General features: G+C 71.8%; 19 protein-coding genes. 8 read left to right on the plus strand and 11 right to left on the minus strand.

Annotated features, from left to right (window positions below; genetic code table 11):
- Positions 1-4 precede the first annotated feature (4 nt).
- Both SGA01_RS41085 and SGA01_RS16530 read left to right on the plus strand, forming a co-directional pair.
- Positions 5-169: a hypothetical protein gene (locus SGA01_RS41085; protein ID WP_167534118.1), complete on the plus strand. Its 165-nt coding sequence runs from the start codon at positions 5-7 to the stop codon at positions 167-169.
- 77 nt (positions 170-246) lie between these two features.
- Positions 247-789: a GNAT family N-acetyltransferase gene (locus SGA01_RS16530; protein WP_141297257.1), complete on the plus strand. Its 543-nt coding sequence runs from the start codon at positions 247-249 to the stop codon at positions 787-789.
- Positions 790-823: 34 nt separating this feature from the next.
- Here SGA01_RS16530 and SGA01_RS16535 read toward each other — a convergent pair whose 3' ends face one another.
- On the minus strand, positions 824-1471 hold the full coding sequence (locus tag SGA01_RS16535; RefSeq protein ID WP_141297258.1) for a dihydrofolate reductase family protein: 648 nt from the start codon (positions 1469-1471) through the stop codon (positions 824-826).
- 72 nt (positions 1472-1543) lie between these two features.
- Positions 1544-2116: a dihydrofolate reductase family protein gene (locus SGA01_RS16540; RefSeq protein WP_141297259.1), complete on the minus strand. Its 573-nt coding sequence runs from the start codon at positions 2114-2116 to the stop codon at positions 1544-1546.
- Positions 2117-2273: 157 nt separating this feature from the next.
- On the opposite strand from SGA01_RS16540, the gene SGA01_RS16545 reads away from it, so the two are divergent.
- Positions 2274-2588 (plus strand): hypothetical protein, encoded by a 315-nt coding sequence (locus tag SGA01_RS16545; RefSeq protein ID WP_141297260.1) that lies wholly within the window; start codon positions 2274-2276, stop codon positions 2586-2588.
- Between the two features lie 101 nt (positions 2589-2689).
- On the opposite strand, the gene SGA01_RS16550 is transcribed toward SGA01_RS16545, so the two are convergent.
- Together SGA01_RS16550 and SGA01_RS16555 are read right to left on the minus strand one after the other, a co-directional pair.
- Positions 2690-3523, minus strand: coding sequence for an MBL fold metallo-hydrolase (locus SGA01_RS16550; RefSeq protein ID WP_141297261.1), 834 nt, complete (start codon positions 3521-3523; stop codon positions 2690-2692).
- Positions 3520-4110 (minus strand): NADPH-dependent FMN reductase, encoded by a 591-nt coding sequence (locus SGA01_RS16555; protein WP_141297262.1) that lies wholly within the window; start codon positions 4108-4110, stop codon positions 3520-3522. The genes SGA01_RS16550 and SGA01_RS16555 overlap by 4 nt, the downstream gene beginning before the upstream one ends.
- Before the next feature lie 139 nt (positions 4111-4249).
- Here SGA01_RS16555 and SGA01_RS16560 point away from each other — a divergent pair, with 139 nt between their 5' ends.
- The 4 genes from SGA01_RS16560 (at position 4250) to SGA01_RS16575 (ending at position 7805) form a co-directional block, all read left to right on the plus strand.
- On the plus strand, positions 4250-5164 hold the full coding sequence (locus SGA01_RS16560; RefSeq protein ID WP_141297263.1) for a pirin family protein: 915 nt from the start codon (positions 4250-4252) through the stop codon (positions 5162-5164).
- Positions 5161-6447 carry an MFS transporter gene (locus tag SGA01_RS16565; protein ID WP_141297264.1) on the plus strand — a complete coding sequence of 429 codons (1287 nt, stop codon included), beginning with the start codon at positions 5161-5163 and terminating at the stop codon, positions 6445-6447. Before SGA01_RS16560 ends, SGA01_RS16565 begins: the two co-directional genes overlap by 4 nt.
- Before the next feature lie 71 nt (positions 6448-6518).
- Positions 6519-7031, plus strand: coding sequence for a cupin domain-containing protein (locus tag SGA01_RS16570; protein ID WP_141297265.1), 513 nt, complete (start codon positions 6519-6521; stop codon positions 7029-7031).
- A gap of 84 nt (positions 7032-7115) precedes the next feature.
- A complete protein-coding gene (locus SGA01_RS16575) occupies positions 7116-7805 on the plus strand; it encodes a TetR/AcrR family transcriptional regulator (RefSeq protein ID WP_141297266.1) in 690 nt (229 codons plus the stop codon).
- Here SGA01_RS16575 and SGA01_RS16580 read toward each other — a convergent pair.
- From SGA01_RS16580 to SGA01_RS16595, 4 genes are all read right to left on the minus strand, one after another.
- Positions 7759-9138: an amino acid permease gene (locus SGA01_RS16580; RefSeq protein WP_141297267.1), complete on the minus strand. Its 1380-nt coding sequence runs from the start codon at positions 9136-9138 to the stop codon at positions 7759-7761. The two genes, SGA01_RS16575 and SGA01_RS16580, sit on opposite strands and share 47 nt — an antisense overlap.
- A gap of 112 nt (positions 9139-9250) precedes the next feature.
- On the minus strand, positions 9251-9862 hold the full coding sequence (locus SGA01_RS16585; RefSeq protein ID WP_141297268.1) for a LysE/ArgO family amino acid transporter: 612 nt from the start codon (positions 9860-9862) through the stop codon (positions 9251-9253).
- Positions 9859-10167, minus strand: coding sequence for a DUF2087 domain-containing protein (locus tag SGA01_RS16590; protein WP_141297269.1), 309 nt, complete (start codon positions 10165-10167; stop codon positions 9859-9861). The genes SGA01_RS16585 and SGA01_RS16590 overlap by 4 nt, the downstream gene beginning before the upstream one ends.
- 63 nt (positions 10168-10230) lie before the next feature.
- Positions 10231-10509, minus strand: coding sequence for a hypothetical protein (locus SGA01_RS16595; protein ID WP_141297270.1), 279 nt, complete (start codon positions 10507-10509; stop codon positions 10231-10233).
- A gap of 121 nt (positions 10510-10630) precedes the next feature.
- Here SGA01_RS16595 and SGA01_RS16600 point away from each other — a divergent pair, with 121 nt between their 5' ends.
- A complete protein-coding gene (locus SGA01_RS16600) occupies positions 10631-11140 on the plus strand; it encodes a hypothetical protein (protein WP_141297271.1) in 510 nt (169 codons plus the stop codon).
- Here SGA01_RS16600 and SGA01_RS16605 read toward each other — a convergent pair.
- From SGA01_RS16605 to SGA01_RS16615, 3 genes are all read right to left on the minus strand, one after another.
- Positions 11109-14810, minus strand: a complete 3702-nt coding sequence (locus SGA01_RS16605; protein ID WP_141297272.1) for a non-ribosomal peptide synthetase family protein — start codon at positions 14808-14810, stop codon at positions 11109-11111. The genes SGA01_RS16600 and SGA01_RS16605 overlap by 32 nt on opposite strands.
- A gap of 65 nt (positions 14811-14875) precedes the next feature.
- Entirely contained in the window at positions 14876-15547 is a 672-nt protein-coding gene (locus SGA01_RS16610; RefSeq protein WP_141297273.1) for a maleylpyruvate isomerase family mycothiol-dependent enzyme, read from the minus strand.
- Positions 15547-16167 (minus strand): adenosylhomocysteinase (locus tag SGA01_RS16615; RefSeq protein ID WP_141297274.1); only part of this gene is annotated, 621 nt, incomplete at its 5' end. The genes SGA01_RS16615 and SGA01_RS16610, both read right to left, overlap by 1 nt.

A 16167-nucleotide genomic window follows, 5' to 3' on the forward strand; every position in this document is an offset into this window, starting at 1 on the left:
CGGCATGTCCAAGAGCTGGCGTTGGTTCCTCCTGGCCGGGTTCGTCGTCTGGACCGTCTTCGCGCTCCAGTGGACCGACCTGGGGTGCGACTACCCGGAGGCGTACCTCGCGGTCGTCCGCTTCGGTACGCCGGAGGGGCTGGAGTTCCTGCCCGCCTGCGGTGGCTAGGGGGCGATGCCGAGGGCGTCGCCGGGCGCGGCGATATTGCGTTGCCGTCGGCCGGACCGGTCGGATAGGAAGCTCGCATGCTGAGGGGTAGCAAGGTCGGGCTACGGGCCCGGCACGACGACGACATCCCTGTCCTGCGGACCGAGCTCTACGACGACGTGGTCAACGGCTCGCGGTCCGAAGGCGCGGCGTGGCGGCCGATCACGCCCGGGTCGAAGGATCCGCGGCTCGTGGTGGACGACACCGAGCAGTGGCGCGTCCCGTTCTCCGTCGTGGAGCTCGACGGCGGCACGCTGGTCGGTACGGCGACGCTGTGGGGCATCGACAACCATCACCGGTCCGCGCACCTCGGTCTCGGGCTGCTGCCCGCCTGCCGCGGCAAGGGCTACGGCACCGACGTCGTCGCGACGCTTTGCTCCTACGGATTCGCCGTACGCGGCCTGCACCGGCTGCAGATCGAGACGCTCGCCGACAACACCGCCATGCTGCGCGCCGCCGAGCGCAACGGCTTCGTCCGCGAGGGCGTGCTGCGCTCCTCCGCCTGGGTGCTGGGCGAGTTCCTGGACGAGGTGGTGCTGGGTCTCCTCGCCCAGGACTGGAAGCCGAAGCCGAAGGCGTAGCCGTAGCTGTGGCTGTGGCTGTGGCTGCTTTCTCTCAGCGCCGCCAGAACAGGTGGTGCGTCACCCCGCCGCTCGGGCTGGGCACGGTCTCGTGGTGGAACCGGTCGTTCAGTTCGTCGGGCGATTCCCAGAGCCGTACCCCGGCACCGAGCCGCACCGGTGAGACCGCCACGTGCAGGGTGTCGACGAGGTCCGCGTCGAGGAACTCCCGGATCGTGGTGGCACCGCCGCCGAGCCTGACGTCCTTCCCCTGCGCCGCCTCCCGCGCCATGGCGAGGACCGTCGCCGGGTCGTCGTCGACGAAGTGGAAGGTGGTGTCGGAGAGCGTGAACGACGGACGCTTGTGGTGGGTCATGACGAACACCGGTGTGTGGAAGGGGGGTTCGTCGCCCCACCACCCCTGCCACTCCTCGTCGGCCCAGGGCCCGCGCAGGGGTCCGAACTTGTTGCGGCCCATGATCTCGGCGCCCATATCGAGCCTGTACGCGCGCGTGAAGTAGTCGTCGAGGCCGCGGCTCCCCCCGGGATCGGTCCGCATGGGCCAGGACGCCGTGGCTCCGGCCCAGGCGAACAGGTCCCCCGGATTCGCGTGACCGAACGGCCGCTCCAGGCTCTGGCCCTCGCCGGCGCCGTAGCCGTCGCTCGACACCATGAAGTTCTGCACTCGCAACAGCTGGACCATGCGCTCTTCTCCTGACGTTGTCACGTCGTGTCGATGTCAGTGTTGGTGTTGGTGTCGGTCTCGGTGTCGACGTCAGCGGACGACGTCGAAGACCTGCTTCTGCAGACCGTTGGCGTAGACCTCGTGCTCGACGAGCTTCAGCTTCTGGGTGTCCTTGTCGGTGGTGCTGAAGAGCCGCTTGCCCGCGCCGAGGAGGAGCGGGAAGACGAGCAGGTGGTAGCGGTCGATCAGACCGGCGTCCGAGAGGGCCTGGTTCAGGGTGGCGCTGCCGTGGACGATGATCGGGCCGCCCTCGGTCTCCTTCAGCGCGGCGACCTCGTCGAGCGTGCGCAGGATCGTCGTCTCGCCCCAGTTCGACACCAGGTCGCCCTCGGTGAGCGTGGTGGAGACGACGTACTTCGGCATCACCTTGTAGTCCGCGAACTCCTCCATGTCGGGCCACACGGGGCTGAACGCCTCGTAGCTGGTCCGGCCCAGCAGGATCGCACTCGCCTCCTTCTGCTCCCGGCCCTTGATCTCGAAGGCCTCGGGGAGGAACTCGACGTCCTTGAAGGTCCAGCCGGAGTTCCGGTAGCCGGGCTCACCGCCCGGGCCCTCCACGACGCCGTCGAGGGAGATGAAGGCGGAGGTGATGAGAGTGCGCATGTCGGATCCTCGATCGCTCGGTGTCTCGGTGTCTCGTGTTCGGTTCTCGGCGCCGTGTGTCGCGCGCCGTCTGTGATCTATGACCGTAGGCCGTGGAGAAACTCATCGGTCGGCAACCGGTCGGCGTCCGGTTGCTGTCCGAGCCTAGGATCGAAGTATGGCGAATCAGTGCAATTCAATCCTGTCCCTGTGGTCGCGGGACTCGTTCCTGTCCGTCGGATCGGTGGGCTCGGCCCTCTCGATCGGCTCCGTCGGGTCCTTTCTCTCCATCGGCTCGGTCGGCTCCGCCGCGTCGGTCGGCTCCGTCGGCTCCTGGGCGAGCGCCGGCTCGCTGCTGTCCGCCCGCTCGTGCTGGTCGGTCCTCTCCCACCGGTCCCGGCGGGGAGTCCTCGCGACGGGCGCGGTCCTGGCGGTCGCGGGAACGGTCGCCGGGGCCGTCGCCCTGACGTCCGGGGCCCGGCGGGGCCGCTGACACACGTCCGGCCTCCTCCGTACGGGACGGGGAGGCTGGACCCCAAGTAGCGGCGCCCTGCCGAGACTTGAGCATGATGATCGCATGGTTCACGCCGGCGATCAGAGCGTTTCCGCGACGCCCGGACGCAGCCGGCGGAGGCGGCCCTTCAGGTCCGGGGCCGCGAAGGCCTCCGCGATGCGGGCCGGGTCCTCCGTGAAGTGGGACCAGGAGTCGTAGTGGAGCGGGATCACCGTGCGGGCGCCGAGGGTGCGGGCCAGGGCGGCGCCTTCCCGGGCGCTCATCGAGAAGGCCAGGTCGCCGGTGGCCGGGAAGTGGGCATCGCCCAGATGGAGGAAGGCGGTGTCGATCGCGAAGCGCTCGCCGATCTCCGCCAGGGCGTCGTGACGGACGGTGTCGCCGGAGACGTAGAGCGTGCGCTTCGACCCGCTCTCCCCGTTCCCCCCGTACTCGACGACGAAGCCCGTCACCGGGCCGGTGACCTGCTCCGTGCCCTCGGGGCCGTGCCGGGCGGGGGTCGCCGTGACCCTGACGGTGGTCGCGCCGGCCGTGACCTCGCGGCTCTCCCAGGGTGCGAGCCCCTCCGCCGCTCCGCCGAGGCGTTCGGCGGCGGCCGGAGTGGTGAGGACCCTCGCCGCCCGGCCGAGGGCCTCGCGGCCGGCCCGGTCCAGGTTGTCGGCGTGCTGGTCGTGGGAGAGCAGGACCAGGTCGACGGGTGGCAGCCGGTCGGCGGTGAGCGCGGGGCCGGCCGTGCGGTGCAGCGGGCGGGCCGCCGGGTAGTCGGCGGGGGCCGGATCGAGAGCGGGGTCCGTGAGGACGGTGAGGTCGCCGATCCGGAGCAGGACGGTCGCCGTCCCCACGTACGTGACCGTGGCGGGGACGTCCGAGGTCGCGGTCACGGTCGCGGCCGAGGTCGAGGTGGCGTTCTCGGTCACGACCGGGTCGACTTCGCCTCGTCGATCTTGGACTGGAGGTTGGTCAGGAGGAGCTGGAGGAGCTCGATGGTGACCTCGTCCGTGAGGTTGCCCTCGGCGTCGAAGCGCTCGTGCGAGCGGAACACGTGCACCTCCGGCTTCACCACGACGTCGTTGTCCGTCCAGACGAAGACCTGGCGCAGGGCGAGCTGCGCGCGGACGGTGCCGAAGTTGGTCGGCGCGGCGCCGAGGATCGCGGTGGGCTTGCGGTTCATCGGCAGCCCCTCGGTGCGGGTCCAGTCGGTGCTCAGCCAGTCGAGGGCGTTCTTGAGGACTCCGGGGATGGAGTAGTTGAACTCCGGGGTGGAGATGAGCAGCCCGTCCGCCTCCATGACCCGCCGGCGGAGCTCGTTGACGGCGGCCGGGCGCCGGTCGGGGGTGTCGAGGTCCTGGTCGTACGGCGGGATGTCGCGCAGGCCTTCGTAGATCTCGATCTCCTGGCCGGTGTTGAACTTCTGGGCGGCGCGCAGGAGTCGGGTGTTGTGCGAGTCGGTGCGGATCGAGCCGGAGATGGCGAGGACGGTGGACGTGGACGTGGACGTGGACATGGTGGCTCCTCGGGGTGGGGGGTGAGGTGTGCGGCGGGTGCCGCGTCTCGACGAGAAAGAAGCTAAACCGATCGGTTCAGTCTGTCAACGGAACGGTTCAGTCTTGACAGTGAACTGAATGGTGTAGTTCATTCTTCGCATGGCCACACCCACGACCGCCGCCACCACAGGCACCGCCACAGGCGCCGCCGCGACGCGGACCGTCGCCCGCGTCGTCCGCCCCTCGCACACCCTCGAAGGCGCGGGCTTCCCCGTCCGCCGCCCGTTCCCGACCGGGGAACTGCCCCTGCTCGACCCGTTCCTGATGCTCGACCAGGTCGGCCCGACCGAACTCGGCCCCGGCGAGGCCAAAGGCGCCCCGGCCCACCCGCACCGCGGATTCGAGACCATCGAGTACGTCCTCGACGGCGCCGTCGCGAACACCGACTCCCGCGGCGACAGCACGGTCGTCGGCGCGGGCGGCGTCCAGTGGCTCACCGCCGGATCCGGGATCGTCCACGAGTCCCTGCCCACCCCCGAGTTCCTCGCCTCGGGCGGTCGCCAGCACATGTTCCAGATCTGGGTGAACCTGCCCGCCCGCCTCAAGGGCCTCCCGCCCTTCAGCCAGACCGCCGAGGCCGCCGAACTCCCCGTGGCCACCACCCCGGACGGCACCACCGTCACCGTCCTCGCGGGCAGCAGCCACGGCGTGACCGGCCCCTTCACCACCCGTACGCCGGTACTCGTCGCCCACGCCCGCCTCACACCCGGCGGCCGCACGGAGTTCACCGCCCCCGTCGGCCACAACGCCGCCGTGTACGTCATGGAGGGCGCCGCCGCGGTGGGCGGCGAGACGCTCCCCGACGGGCACCTCGCCGTCCTCACCCGGGACGGCGAGCGGTTCACCGTCGAGGCGGCAGGGCCCGGGACGGCTGCCGACGTGCTGGTCCTCGCGGGCGAGCCCATCGGGGAGCCGATCGCCCGCAGCGGCCCGTTCGTGATGAACACCGACACCGAACTCCGGCAGGCGGAGGAGGACTTCGCGCGCGGACTCATGGGGCGGATGCCGATATGACCGCGGAGCCCCGTACGAAGGCGGAGACCCGTACGACGGCGGAGACCCGTACGACGACGGAGACCCGTACGACGACGGAGACTCGTACGACGACGGACACCCGTACGACGACGGACACCTGTACGACCGCACGGGCCGATACGGCTGCGGACGTCCATACGGGCCCGGGCTCCGAGACGGCATCGGCCCCAACCCCCGCCCCCAGGCGGTCACATGGCGGCCCGGTCCTCGCGCTGCTCGCCGCGCCCGCCGCCATGGGCGTGTCCGGGCCGACCCTGGCGCTGTCCGACGCCGCCACCGGATTGGCCGTCTCCCCGGGGACGGCGGCCTGGCTGCTGACCGCGTACGGGATCGGCATGGCGGTCGGTACGCCCCTGCTGACCGCGGCCGGCGGGCGGCGCGGCCCCGCCGGGACCGTCCGGGCCGGTGCCGCCGTCCTCGTCCTGGGCGCGGCCCTCGCCCTCGTCGCCCCGAACCTGCCGCTGGCCGTCGCCGGGCGCGCCCTGGAGGCGGCGGGCGCGGCCGGTCTGAACGTCGCGGCCTTCCAGATCGCCGGCCGGGACCGCTCGGGCCGGGCGCCCGGGCTCGTCGCGATCGGCAGCGCGGTCGGCGGCACGTCGGGCCTCTTCATCGGCGCGGCCGTCGCCGGGACGCTCGGCTGGCGCGCGACCCTGGTGCTCCCGCTCCTCAGCCTGCTCGCCCTCGTACCGGCCCTGCGCCTCGCGGCCCGCACGGCTCCGGAGCCCGAACCAGCAGGCGGGCGCCAACAGCCTCGTACCGCCGCGGCGCGATCCCTGCCGCTCCCCCTCGACGTCCTGCGCGACCCCGGCTTCCGTACCGCCGCCGGGCTCATGCTGGCGCTCTCCACCGTCAACTTCGCCCTGCTGTACGCGGCTCCGCGCCGCGTCGCCGCCCTCACCGGCTGGAACGGCATGGAGACCGGCGCGGCGGCCTCCATCGCGACCCTCGTGGGCGCCCTGCTGTCCTGGCAGTTGATCCGCGCGGCTCCGGCTCTGGGCATGCGGCGCATGCGGCTGCTGCTCGCGGCCGGATCCCTGACGGCGGCCGCCCTGGCCTCGTTCGCGCCCTGGTCGGCGGTGGTCCTGATCGGCTCGGCGACCAGTTCGCTCGTCACGGCCGGCGGTCAGGGGCTGCTCACCGGCGCGGCGACCGGGCGGCTCCCCGAGGCGCGCCACGGGACGGCGATCGGGCTGTTCAACCTGGCCTTCCTGATCGGGGTGGCGGCGGGCCCGGCCGTGGCGGAGGCACTGACGGCCGCCTGACGAGCACCGATTCCCGCACTCCTCGCTTCCCGCCCCTCCTCGCTTCGCCACTTCCTCTCTCAGGAGCTCCCATGTCCCTCATCCACCCCTCGCACCCCTCCTACCCCGCCCCCCGCTACTTCGGCGAGACGGGCGAGCTCACCGCCCGCTTCCGGCCCGCCGACGCCGAGCCCGACTTCGTCTCGGGGCCGGGCCCCGGAGGCACCGCGTACCACTACCTGTCCACGTCCACCTCCACCGACGGCGAGTACGGGCTGTACCGCGTGGAGATGGGGCCCGAGGCCGGCGGTCCGAGCACGCACTTCCACAAGGCGATGTCGGAGGCGTTCTTCGTGCTCTCCGGCAGCGTGCGGCTCTTCGACGGGGAGCAGTGGGTCACCGCCCGCTCCGGCGACCACCTCTACGTCCCCGTCGGCGGCCTGCACGCCTTCCGCAACGACTCAGCCGAGCCGGCCTCGATGCTCATGCTGTTCGCCCCCGGCGCGCCCCGCGAGGAGTACTTCGAGGCGATCACGCAGCTGGCCGACCTCAGCGATGCCGAGCGGGTGGAGTTCTGCGAGCGCCACGACAGCTTCTTCGTGTAGCCGACGGCCTCAGCGGAGCTTTGCAGACCAAACCGTTCAGTTCATATACTGACGGTTCCGCCACCACAGCTAAGGACACCGCCCATGGGAGCCGACACCAACGACACCCAGGACGCCCTGGGCGCCACCGACGAGTACGGCATCCCGATCATCCCGGACCCCGCGGACGCGGCCTCGCGCAAGCGGCAGGCGATCATCGACGCCGCGCTCGCCGAGTTCCTCGCCGAGGGCTACTCCGCGGCGTCCATGGACGCGATCACCCGCGGTTCCGGGGTCTCCAAGGCGACGATCTACAAGCACTTCGGCAGCAAGGAACGCCTGTTCCTCGCCGTCATCGGCGGTGTCCTGCCGAAGACGTACGCCGATCTGGAGCCGTCCAACTCCACCATCGCCGACGCCCCCGACCTGCGGGCCGCGCTCGTCCGGCTGACCACGGACTGGGCGCGGATCCTGCTGCGGCCCGACATCATGTCGCTGCGGCGGCTGGTGATCGGCGAGATAGACCGTTTCCCGCAGCTCGGGCAGCTCTGGTACCGCGTGAGCTACGACATGAACAACGGCCCGCTCGTCGAGGCGTTCACCGAGCTGCACGCGCGCGGCACCCTGGACGCGCCCGATCCGAAGCTCGCCGTGCAGCAGCTCGTGGCGGTGACGGTGGGGGTGCCGCAGCTCGTGCGGACGTTCTCGCCCGACGCGGTGATCGAGGACGCGGAGCTGACGCGGGTGATCAGCTCGGGAGTGGATCTGTTCCTGGCGCGGTACGCGCGCGCCTGACGGCCCTGACCCGGGCCCCCACCAGCAGGGCGGCCGCCCACGCGCCCGTGGTGAGGATCTGGATACGGCTCGCCTCGTCGCCCAGCATGAAGAGCATCACCCCGCCGATCCCGGTGAGGGCCGCCACCGACCGCACGGACGGGCCGTGCAGGCGGAGGTGGGAGGCGGCGATCAGCGCCCAGACGACGAGGATCGCGGCGCCGATGGAGTTCAGCAGGAACGGGAAGACCGTGCGCGGCCAGAGCAGGCTGAGGACGACCGAGACGAAGCCGAAGGCGGCGGAGGCGAGGACGGCCGCGTACGGGACGCCCGTCCCCTTCCGCTGCCTGCCCAGCGCGCGGGGTGCGTCGCCGCGCCCGACGAGGGCGTACAGCATGCGCGAGGAGCCGTAGATGTTGGCGTTCATCGCGGACAGGAGCGCGACGAGGACGACGGCCTTCATGACGTCGGCGGCGCCGGGGACGCCGATGCGGGCCATGACGGCGGCGTACGGGCCGTCGGCGACGGCGGGGTCGTTCCACGGGACGAGGGCGACGATCACGGCCATCGAGCCGAGGTAGCAGACGGCGACCCGCCACATGACGGCCCGCACGCCGGTGCGGACCGCACGGGCCGGGTCGTCGCACTCGGCGGCGGCGATGGTGACGGTCTCCAGGCCGCCGAAGGCGAACACGGCCGCGACCATGCCGACGGCGACGCCGTACCAGCCGTGCGGGAGGAAACCCCCGTCGCCGGTGAGATGGGCGGCGCCGGGCGAGGGCTGCCCGGGCAGCAGTCCGGCGAGCACGACGGCACCGAGGACGAGGAAGCCGACGATCGCGGCGATCTTGAGGCCGGCGAACCAGAACTCCAGCTCGCCGAAGTGCCGTACGCCCGCGAGGTTGCTCGCGGTGAACACGCTCATGAAGACGGCGACCCACACCCAGCCGGGCACGGCGGGGACCCAGCCCTCGACGATGTGCGCCGCGCCGACGGCCTCGGCGGCGACGCTGACGACGAGCAGCGCCCAGTACATCCACCCGGCGAGGAGCCCGGCCCACGGCCCGAAGGCCGACCGCGCGTGCTCGGCGAAGGAGCCGGTCACCGGGCGGGCGGCGGACATCTCGCCGAGCATCCGCATCACCAGGACGGTCAGGAAGCCGGCGAGGGCGTAGGAGACGAGGATTCCCGGCCCGGCGGCCGCGATCCCGAACCCGGAGCCCACGAAGAGCCCGGCGCCGATGGCCCCGCCCATCGCGATCATGGCCAGATGCCGCTGCCGCAGCCCCGCGCCGAGTGCCTGTGCCTCTGCCTGCGTCTGTGCCTGTGCCTGCGTCTGTGTCTGTGTCGTCATGATTTCCCCCCGCGTTCCAGACGACCAGCGCAGGAGCTTCCCCCCGCTGGTCCCTGCCGATCATCGCTGAGGGTAAGGCGGTGCCGGCCGCCGAGATGTCCCGGGATACCTGTCAGACCACCAGCCCCACCGCCAGGGCCACGATCAGGACCCCCGAGGCGAGGGCCGTCGTCAGGCGGCCTCGGGGGCCGGTGACGAGGTGGCCCAGGAGGGTGCCGCCGGTGGCGAGGAGGAGTTGCCAGCTCGCCGAGGCCACGAAGGCGGCGGTGACGAAGACCGTCGCCTCCGTCGCGCCCGTCGTCGTCTGGCCGCCGAGCACGAGGGCCGTGAAGTAGACGATCGTCATGGGGTTGAGGATCGTGATCCCCAGGAAGGTGAGGAACGCGCGCCGGGGAGCCGGGGGCGGGGCCTCGGTGCTCTGCGGGCCCGCGCGGTAGGCGCGGACGGCCGCCCGGGTCGAGTGGGCCGCCAGGATCACGAGGACCGCGGCCGAGACCCAGCGCAGCGGGGTCGCCACGGGGGCGAGGAGGGGGACGAGGGCCGCGCCCCCGAGGACCGCGAGCACGGCGTAGACACCGTCCGCGGCGGCGATGCCGAGCGCCGCGCCCGCCCCCGTGCGCCAGGGGGAACGCGCCGCGACCGCCACCAGGTGGGCGCCGACGGCGCCGACCGGGATCGCGATGCCGTAGCCGGCCAGCAGGCCGGCCACCACCGCGGTCGTCACGCGACGGCGGGGATCGCGCCTTCGGGGGAGCAGGGCTGCTGCTGTCGGTGGTAGGCCGAGCCGTCCTTGGTACGGCCGAGGAAGCCGCCGATCACGAGGTACCGGCGCAGGGCGGAAAAGTCCTCGTGCACGGTGAGCAGGGCCTCGTTGACCTCGGGCTCGCGGTACTCACGGTCGGCCTCGAACAGCGTCTCGGCGAGGTGCGCGAGGAGCGCTTCGCGGCGCGCGGGCTTGCGCGGGATCGCCTTGAGGCGCCCGTCGGCGGAGAACAGGTCCGCGACGGGGCGGGAAGGAAGACTGGTCATGGGAGCGAGCCTGGCGCCCATTCCCCCGCCCCGCAATGGATTTTCCAGGTGCGGCGGCCGCACCTACTTGAGGATCACGTTCACCGCCTCCTGCACCTTCGGCAGTACCGGCGGCATGCCGGTCCGCTCGAAGATCGGCCGCGCCTTCTCCACGAAGGCGAGGAAGTCGTCCTCGGAGTCCCAGAAGTCGACGACCCGCCACCCCCCGGTCCCGTCGGGCCCGGCCGCGTGGGCGATGAACCCCTGCGGCGGCCACCACTCGGCGTCGATGAGCTGCGCGTGGGTCGCTTCGTATTCCGCCTGGGTACGACCGGGGATCTCGACGGTGATGATGACGGCCATGGTGCTGCTCCTGTACGCGTGGCGGGAGAGGGTCCCGATCAGCAGACCAGCCCCTCCCCCGCCCCGCACGGCGACGGGCCCCGATCGGGCGACGGGCGACCGGGGAGGCAGGATGGGCTCCATGAACGGCTTCTTCGGTTCCCCCGTTCCCCGTCGGGTCGAGACCGGGGAGTACCCGCTGTGGGGCGAGGCGCTCGCCCTGGTCAACCGGGACCTCGCGGTGACCCTGCCGGACCAGGAGCCCCTGCGGCTCATGGGGCTTCCCTCGTGGGACGGGGGCGAGGACCTCTACGTGGCCCTCGCCAACGGCGAGTGGCAGGGCAACTGTCTGGACGCGAGTACGTCGGACGACCCCGTCAGCGCCCTGGCGGCCGTCGCCGACGCCGCGCAGGAGACCGTCGTCGAGCTTCTCTGGCAGGCCTGGCCGGTGTGCGGCGAGCACGGCTTCGGCATGCACCCGCGTGCAACGGACGGGCAGGTCGGCTGGTGGTGCGCGGGCGGGAGGACGCCCCGCGAACCGGAGCACGTCCCTGCCGCCGTGGGCGCCCTCGACAGCCTCGTACGCCCGCACCGCCCCCACCGGAAGCAGCGGCGGCGCGCTACTCCCCCAGCCGGTAGCGGATCTTCTTGACGAGTTCCTTCAGGTCGGGCAGGCGCAGCAGGCTGTAGTGGTCCGCGTCCAGCTCGACCACCGCCGGCGGGCGCGTCGACCAGCCCTTCGTGTTCTCCAGGAAGGAGTAGTCGTCGCCTTCTGCCTTGAAGAGCGTGACAGGGCACGCCACTTGACGCTCCGTGAGCTCCTTGAAGGTGTACGTGAAGTCGAAGGTCTCCTCGACGATCGCGACGATCCGCGCGACGATTTCCGGGTCCAGGGCCGGGAGGCGATCCGCGACCAGGGCGACGAAGGACTCGCGGTCCTTCGCCGTCACCGTCGGGTCGATCTCGCCCGCGAAGACCGAGTAGAGGATCGTGACGAACGCCGGGTTCGCGTAGGACGCCCCGCCCGTCTCCGAGGAGCGGACCTTAGGGGAGCCGGGGGCGATGAGGAAGAGGTTCTCCACCTGCTCTCCCGCCGCTTCCAGCAGGTGCGCCGACTCGAAGGCCACCCGGGCGCCGAAGGAGTAACCCCACAGTGTGTAAGGGCCCTTGGGCTGACGGCGGCGGATCGCGGCGACGTCGGCCGCCGCCATCTCGCGGATCGTGGCGTACGGCTCCTCCCCCCGGTTGATGCCGTAGGCCTGCACGCCGTAGAACGGGCGGTCGATGCCGATCTCCTCGGCCAGGTGCCGCAGGTTCATCGTGTAGCCGCCGAGGCCCGGCCAGCAGTAGACGGGCGACTGGGCGCCGGCCGCGTGGAGGCGTACGAGCCGGGAGGCGGGGGTCGCGGCGGCGCCGTCCACCCGGTGGGCGAGCTTCTCGATCGTCGGGGACTCGAAGAGGATCTGGAGGGGGAGCCCGGCGCCGAACTCGCGGTTGATACGGGTGATCAGGGCGACGGCGATGAGCGAGTTGCCGCCCGACTCGAAGAAGTCGTCGAGGACGGAGACCGCCTCGACCTCCTCGTATCCGAGCGCCGCCGCCCAGATCTCCGCCAGCCGGCTCTCCGTACGCGTCCTCGGCCGCACGTGCGGGCGGCCGTGCAGGCCGGCGTTGACCACGGCCAGCTCGCCGAGGGCCTTCGCGTCCACCTTGCCGTTCGCGGAGAGCGGCAGCCGGTCCAGGACGACGACCCGGTTGGGGATCATGTAGTCCGGCAGGTGGTGGACGAGGTCGTCGCGGATCATCTCCGCCGGGCCCTTCATGTGGACGGTGTCCTCGTACATGCCCTCGCTGAGCCGCTGCTCCTCGCTGACCCGGCCCCCGACGAAGAAGTACGACGGGCCCGTCGGCCGGCCCGCCTCGTCGAGGATCTCGTCGATGCGGCGGGCCGCGGGGAGCGGGTGGCCCGACTTCGAGCTGTAGCCGGAGGACATGAAACCGAGGCCGTGGTCGCCGAGTTGGAGCCGCTGGAGCGCGCGGCCCAGGTCGATGTACGCGCGTGCCGTGTCGCGCGTGCGGCTGATCACCGTGATGCCGAGGGAGGCCCGTTCGTAGACCGCCTGGTTGATGGCGATCACGTGCTTCTTCTCGACGAGGGAGGCGGATATGGGTCGTAATTCGCCGTGTTCGTAGGCGTATTGAGCGGACGGGAGGTCCGTGATCCCGGCCGCGTGCGACTGGACGTAGACGTCCACCTCCGGGCCCTCGGCCGGTGCCTCCGCGTCGTACGGGACCACCTCGAAGGTGCCGCCGTCCCCGGTCGGACGTACGTCGAGGCCGTGGCCCGGCAGGATCTCCTCGAAGAGGCCCACCATGTGGCCCGTCTCGATCTCCAGGACCTCCTGGATGTTGTTCCTGTAGACCGGCTCTATGGCCGAGCGCCTGCCCTGGAAGGAGAGGCGGAGCACCGGGTCGCCGGCGGCCGGGAGCTCACCGGTCAGGTACAGCTGGTGGCGCACCGGGTGGTAGTAGTACGTGCCCGGGTCCAGGCCCGCGATCCCGCGCGCCTCCACGTACAGCTGGGTGGCGTACAGCGCGCCCGGCGAGGCGTAGCCGTACTTCGGGAGCAGTCGCTCCTCGCTCGTGAACTGGCCGAACCAGCGGAGGAGTTCACCCAGGTCCGCGACCGTGAGGCTGCCGATCGCGCGGGAGCCGATGCCCTCGGGGCGGCGGGCCAGGGCCGCCAGGACGTCGGCGCGGGTGACCTCGCCGCCCTCGTAGAAGCGGTACGTCTTGCGGGCGAAGACCGTGCGGCGCATACGGGCGGACGGGGTGCGGCTCGGGAGGGCGACGGCCGGGCGGCCGGCCAGGTCGGCGTCGTCGCGGGTGCCGGCGTTGGAGAGCTGGGCCTTGACCTGGAGCTTGGACTCCTTGGACTGGTGGTGGGCGCCGTGGTCGCCCTGGTCCATCAGGGCGGCTTCCTTCGGGGAGAGCTCGACGCAGGCGACGAGGTTCTGGAAGCCGGTGCGGGGCTCGTCCTTGACGATGACCGCCGCGTTCTTCACCCAGTCGTGGTTCTCGATCGCGAGGGCGATCTCGTCCAGCTCGATGCGGAAGCCGCGCAGCTTGATCTGGTTGTCGGCGCGGCCCGCGAACTGGACGGTGCCGTCGTCGTTCCAGTGGGCCAGGTCGCCGGTGCGGTAGAGGCGCTCGCCGGTGTCCGTGGTGACGAACCGGTCCGCGGTGAGCTCGGGGCGGTCCAGGTACCCCCGCGCCACCTGGATCCCGCCGATGCACAGCTCGCCGTCGCGTATGTGGAAGGTCGTGTCGTACGCCGGTCTGCCGATGGGTATCGCGGACGGGCCGCCGGCCGTGAGGGCGGCGCGGTCCACGGTGTGCGAGGAGGCGTTGATCGTGCACTCGGTGGGGCCGTAGAGGTTGATCAGCTCGGCGTCCGGGAGCTCGGCGAGGAGCTGCGTCGCCAGGTTCCGGGAGAGGATCTCGCCGCCGGAGTAGACACGGCGGAGGCTGGTGCAGGTGGCGAGGCGCTCCGTGTCGACCAGGGCCTGGAGGAGCGTGGGCACGCCCTGGAGCATGGTCGCGCCGTGTGCGCGGACGGTGTCGATCAGGGCCTCGGGGTCGCGGTAGACGCCGGGCGGTCCGACGGCGACGCGGGCGCCGACGGCGGGGGCGAGGATCTCCCACTGGGCGGCGTCGAAGCTCATGGGGGTCTTCTGCAACACGGTGTGGCCGGGGCCGAGTCGATGCTCGGCGGCCATCCACCGCATCTGGGCGACGATCGAGCGGTGCTCGATCATGACGCCCTTGGGTCTGCCGGTGGAGCCGGAGGTGTAGATGACGTAGGCGAGGTCGTGGTCCCGGACCTCGTCGTACGCCGGGGGCTCCTCGCCCGCCGTGCGCCAGGCGTGCTGGACGGCGTCCTTGAGCGTGACGACGGTGGTGCCGGGCAGGGCCAGCTCCGCGACGCGGGCCCTGAAGCGTTCCTGCGTGAAGACGATGCGGGCGCCGCTGTCCTCGATCATGTAGCGGAGGCGCTCCTCGGGGTACTCCGGGGAGAGCGGGACGTAGGCGGCGCCGGAGCAGACGACACCCCAGGCCCCGATCACCAGTTCCAGTGACGGGTCGACGTGGACGCCCACGCGGGTGTCGGCGGCGGCGCCGAGGCTGCGGAGGTGGGCGGCGAGGACGGTGGCGCCTTCCTGGAGCTCTCGGAAGGTGAGCGTCTCGTCGTCGTATGCCACGGCGGTGTGATCCGGGCGCTCCGACGCCTGGGCGTGCAGGAGCCGGTCGAGCGTGGACATGGGGATCCCTTCGGTCTGCGGGCCCGCGCAGGGTGCGGCGCGGGCCCGCAGCCGCGGCACGGGCTCTAGCGGTAGATGAGGAGTTCGTGTTCCGTCGCGCCCGTGAGTTCGTAGCGGGTGCGGACCAGGGGGCGGCCCGCGTAGATGCGGATCAGGGTCGCCGCGTCGCCGTGGAAGCGGGCCTCCGGGCGGCCCTCTATCGCGTTGCCGAGGGCCACCGGGTGGTCCTCGCGGTCCGCGAGGACGCCCACCAGGCGGGGGGTCTCCCGTTTGCGGCTCGTCACCGAGAGGAGCGGGAGGGCCAGGTCCAGGCTCTCGCCGCAGTACGCGCCGGGTTCGCCGAAGGCCTCCCGTACGTCTCCGGCGTGGACCCACTCGCCGAGCGCGACCGCGTCGAGCCGGCCGTCCTCGCGCTCGGCGATGACGGGTCCCGCCTCCGTCAGGCCGCGTTCCAGTTCGTCGAGGATCCGGCCGAGCGGCCAGCCCTCGCGCTCGGCCACGTCGCACGCGTTCGCCTCCGGCAGGAACACGCCCTCCTCCAGGCGGTCCTCGACGATCCGGACGAGGGCCGCCCCGCAGTGGGCGAGGACCTGCCGGGCCGTCCAGCCGGGGCAGGCCGTGCGGAGCTCGTACGCCTCCGGGGGCGTACGCCGCAGCAGCGGCATCAAGAGGTCCCGCTCCGTGCGGAGGAGCCGGTCGGGGAGCCACGGGTCGCGCCCGTCATCGTTCGCACACATCAGTAGCGGTAGTGGTCCGGCTTGTACGGGCCCTCCACCGGGACCCCGATGTACGACGCCTGCTCGGGGCGGAGCGTCGTGAGACGTACGCCCAGGGCGTCCAGGTGCAGGCGCGCCACCTTCTCGTCCAGGTGCTTCGGCAGCGTGTGGACGTCCACCGGGTACTCCTCCGGCTTCGTGAACAGCTCGATCTGCGCGAGGGTCTGGTCCGCGAAGGAGTTCGACATCACGAAGGACGGGTGGCCCGTCGCGTTGCCGAGGTTGAGGAGGCGGCCTTCCGAGAGGACGATGACGACCTTGCCGTCCTCGAACGTCCACGTGTGGACCTGCGGCTTCACCTCGTCCTTCACGATCCCCGGGATCCGCGCCAGGCCGGCCATGTCGATCTCGTTGTCGAAGTGGCCGATGTTCCCGACGATCGCCTGGTGCTTCATGCGGGCGATGTCGGACGCCATGATGATGTCCTTGTTGCCGGTGGTCGTGATGAAGATGTCCGCCGTCTCCACCACGTCCTCCAGGGTCGCCACCTGGTAGCCGTCCATCGCCGCCTGGAGCGCGCAGATCGGGTCGATCTCCGTGACGATCACCCGGGCGCCCTGGCCGCGGAGCGACTCGGCACT

Origin of the sequence: Streptomyces gardneri (assembly GCF_006539185.1) — a bacterium.
In the GTDB taxonomy this organism is placed as follows: Bacteria; Actinomycetota; Actinomycetes; order Streptomycetales; family Streptomycetaceae; genus Streptomyces; species Streptomyces gardneri.

Excerpts from the sequence above, each read along its gene's own strand:
- SGA01_RS41085 (WP_167534118.1), top strand. The coding sequence starts at position 5 with ATGTCCAAGAGCTGGCGTTGGTTCCTCCTGGCCGGGTTCGTCGTCTGG.
- SGA01_RS16530 (WP_141297257.1), top strand. The coding sequence starts at position 247 with ATGCTGAGGGGTAGCAAGGTCGGGCTACGGGCCCGGCACGACGACGAC.
- SGA01_RS16535 (WP_141297258.1), bottom strand. The coding sequence starts at position 1,471 with ATGGTCCAGCTGTTGCGAGTGCAGAACTTCATGGTGTCGAGCGACGGC.
- SGA01_RS16540 (WP_141297259.1), bottom strand. The coding sequence starts at position 2,116 with ATGCGCACTCTCATCACCTCCGCCTTCATCTCCCTCGACGGCGTCGTG.
- SGA01_RS16545 (WP_141297260.1), top strand. The coding sequence starts at position 2,274 with ATGGCGAATCAGTGCAATTCAATCCTGTCCCTGTGGTCGCGGGACTCG.
- SGA01_RS16555 (WP_141297262.1), bottom strand. The coding sequence starts at position 4,110 with ATGTCCACGTCCACGTCCACGTCCACCGTCCTCGCCATCTCCGGCTCG.
- SGA01_RS16560 (WP_141297263.1), top strand. The coding sequence starts at position 4,250 with ATGGCCACACCCACGACCGCCGCCACCACAGGCACCGCCACAGGCGCC.
- SGA01_RS16565 (WP_141297264.1), top strand. The coding sequence starts at position 5,161 with ATGACCGCGGAGCCCCGTACGAAGGCGGAGACCCGTACGACGGCGGAG.
- SGA01_RS16570 (WP_141297265.1), top strand. The coding sequence starts at position 6,519 with ATGTCCCTCATCCACCCCTCGCACCCCTCCTACCCCGCCCCCCGCTAC.
- SGA01_RS16575 (WP_141297266.1), top strand. The coding sequence starts at position 7,116 with ATGGGAGCCGACACCAACGACACCCAGGACGCCCTGGGCGCCACCGAC.
- SGA01_RS16580 (WP_141297267.1), bottom strand. The coding sequence starts at position 9,138 with ATGACGACACAGACACAGACGCAGGCACAGGCACAGACGCAGGCAGAG.
- SGA01_RS16590 (WP_141297269.1), bottom strand. The coding sequence starts at position 10,167 with ATGACCAGTCTTCCTTCCCGCCCCGTCGCGGACCTGTTCTCCGCCGAC.
- SGA01_RS16595 (WP_141297270.1), bottom strand. The coding sequence starts at position 10,509 with ATGGCCGTCATCATCACCGTCGAGATCCCCGGTCGTACCCAGGCGGAA.
- SGA01_RS16600 (WP_141297271.1), top strand. The coding sequence starts at position 10,631 with ATGAACGGCTTCTTCGGTTCCCCCGTTCCCCGTCGGGTCGAGACCGGG.
- SGA01_RS16605 (WP_141297272.1), bottom strand. The coding sequence starts at position 14,810 with ATGTCCACGCTCGACCGGCTCCTGCACGCCCAGGCGTCGGAGCGCCCG.
- SGA01_RS16610 (WP_141297273.1), bottom strand. The coding sequence starts at position 15,547 with ATGTGTGCGAACGATGACGGGCGCGACCCGTGGCTCCCCGACCGGCTC.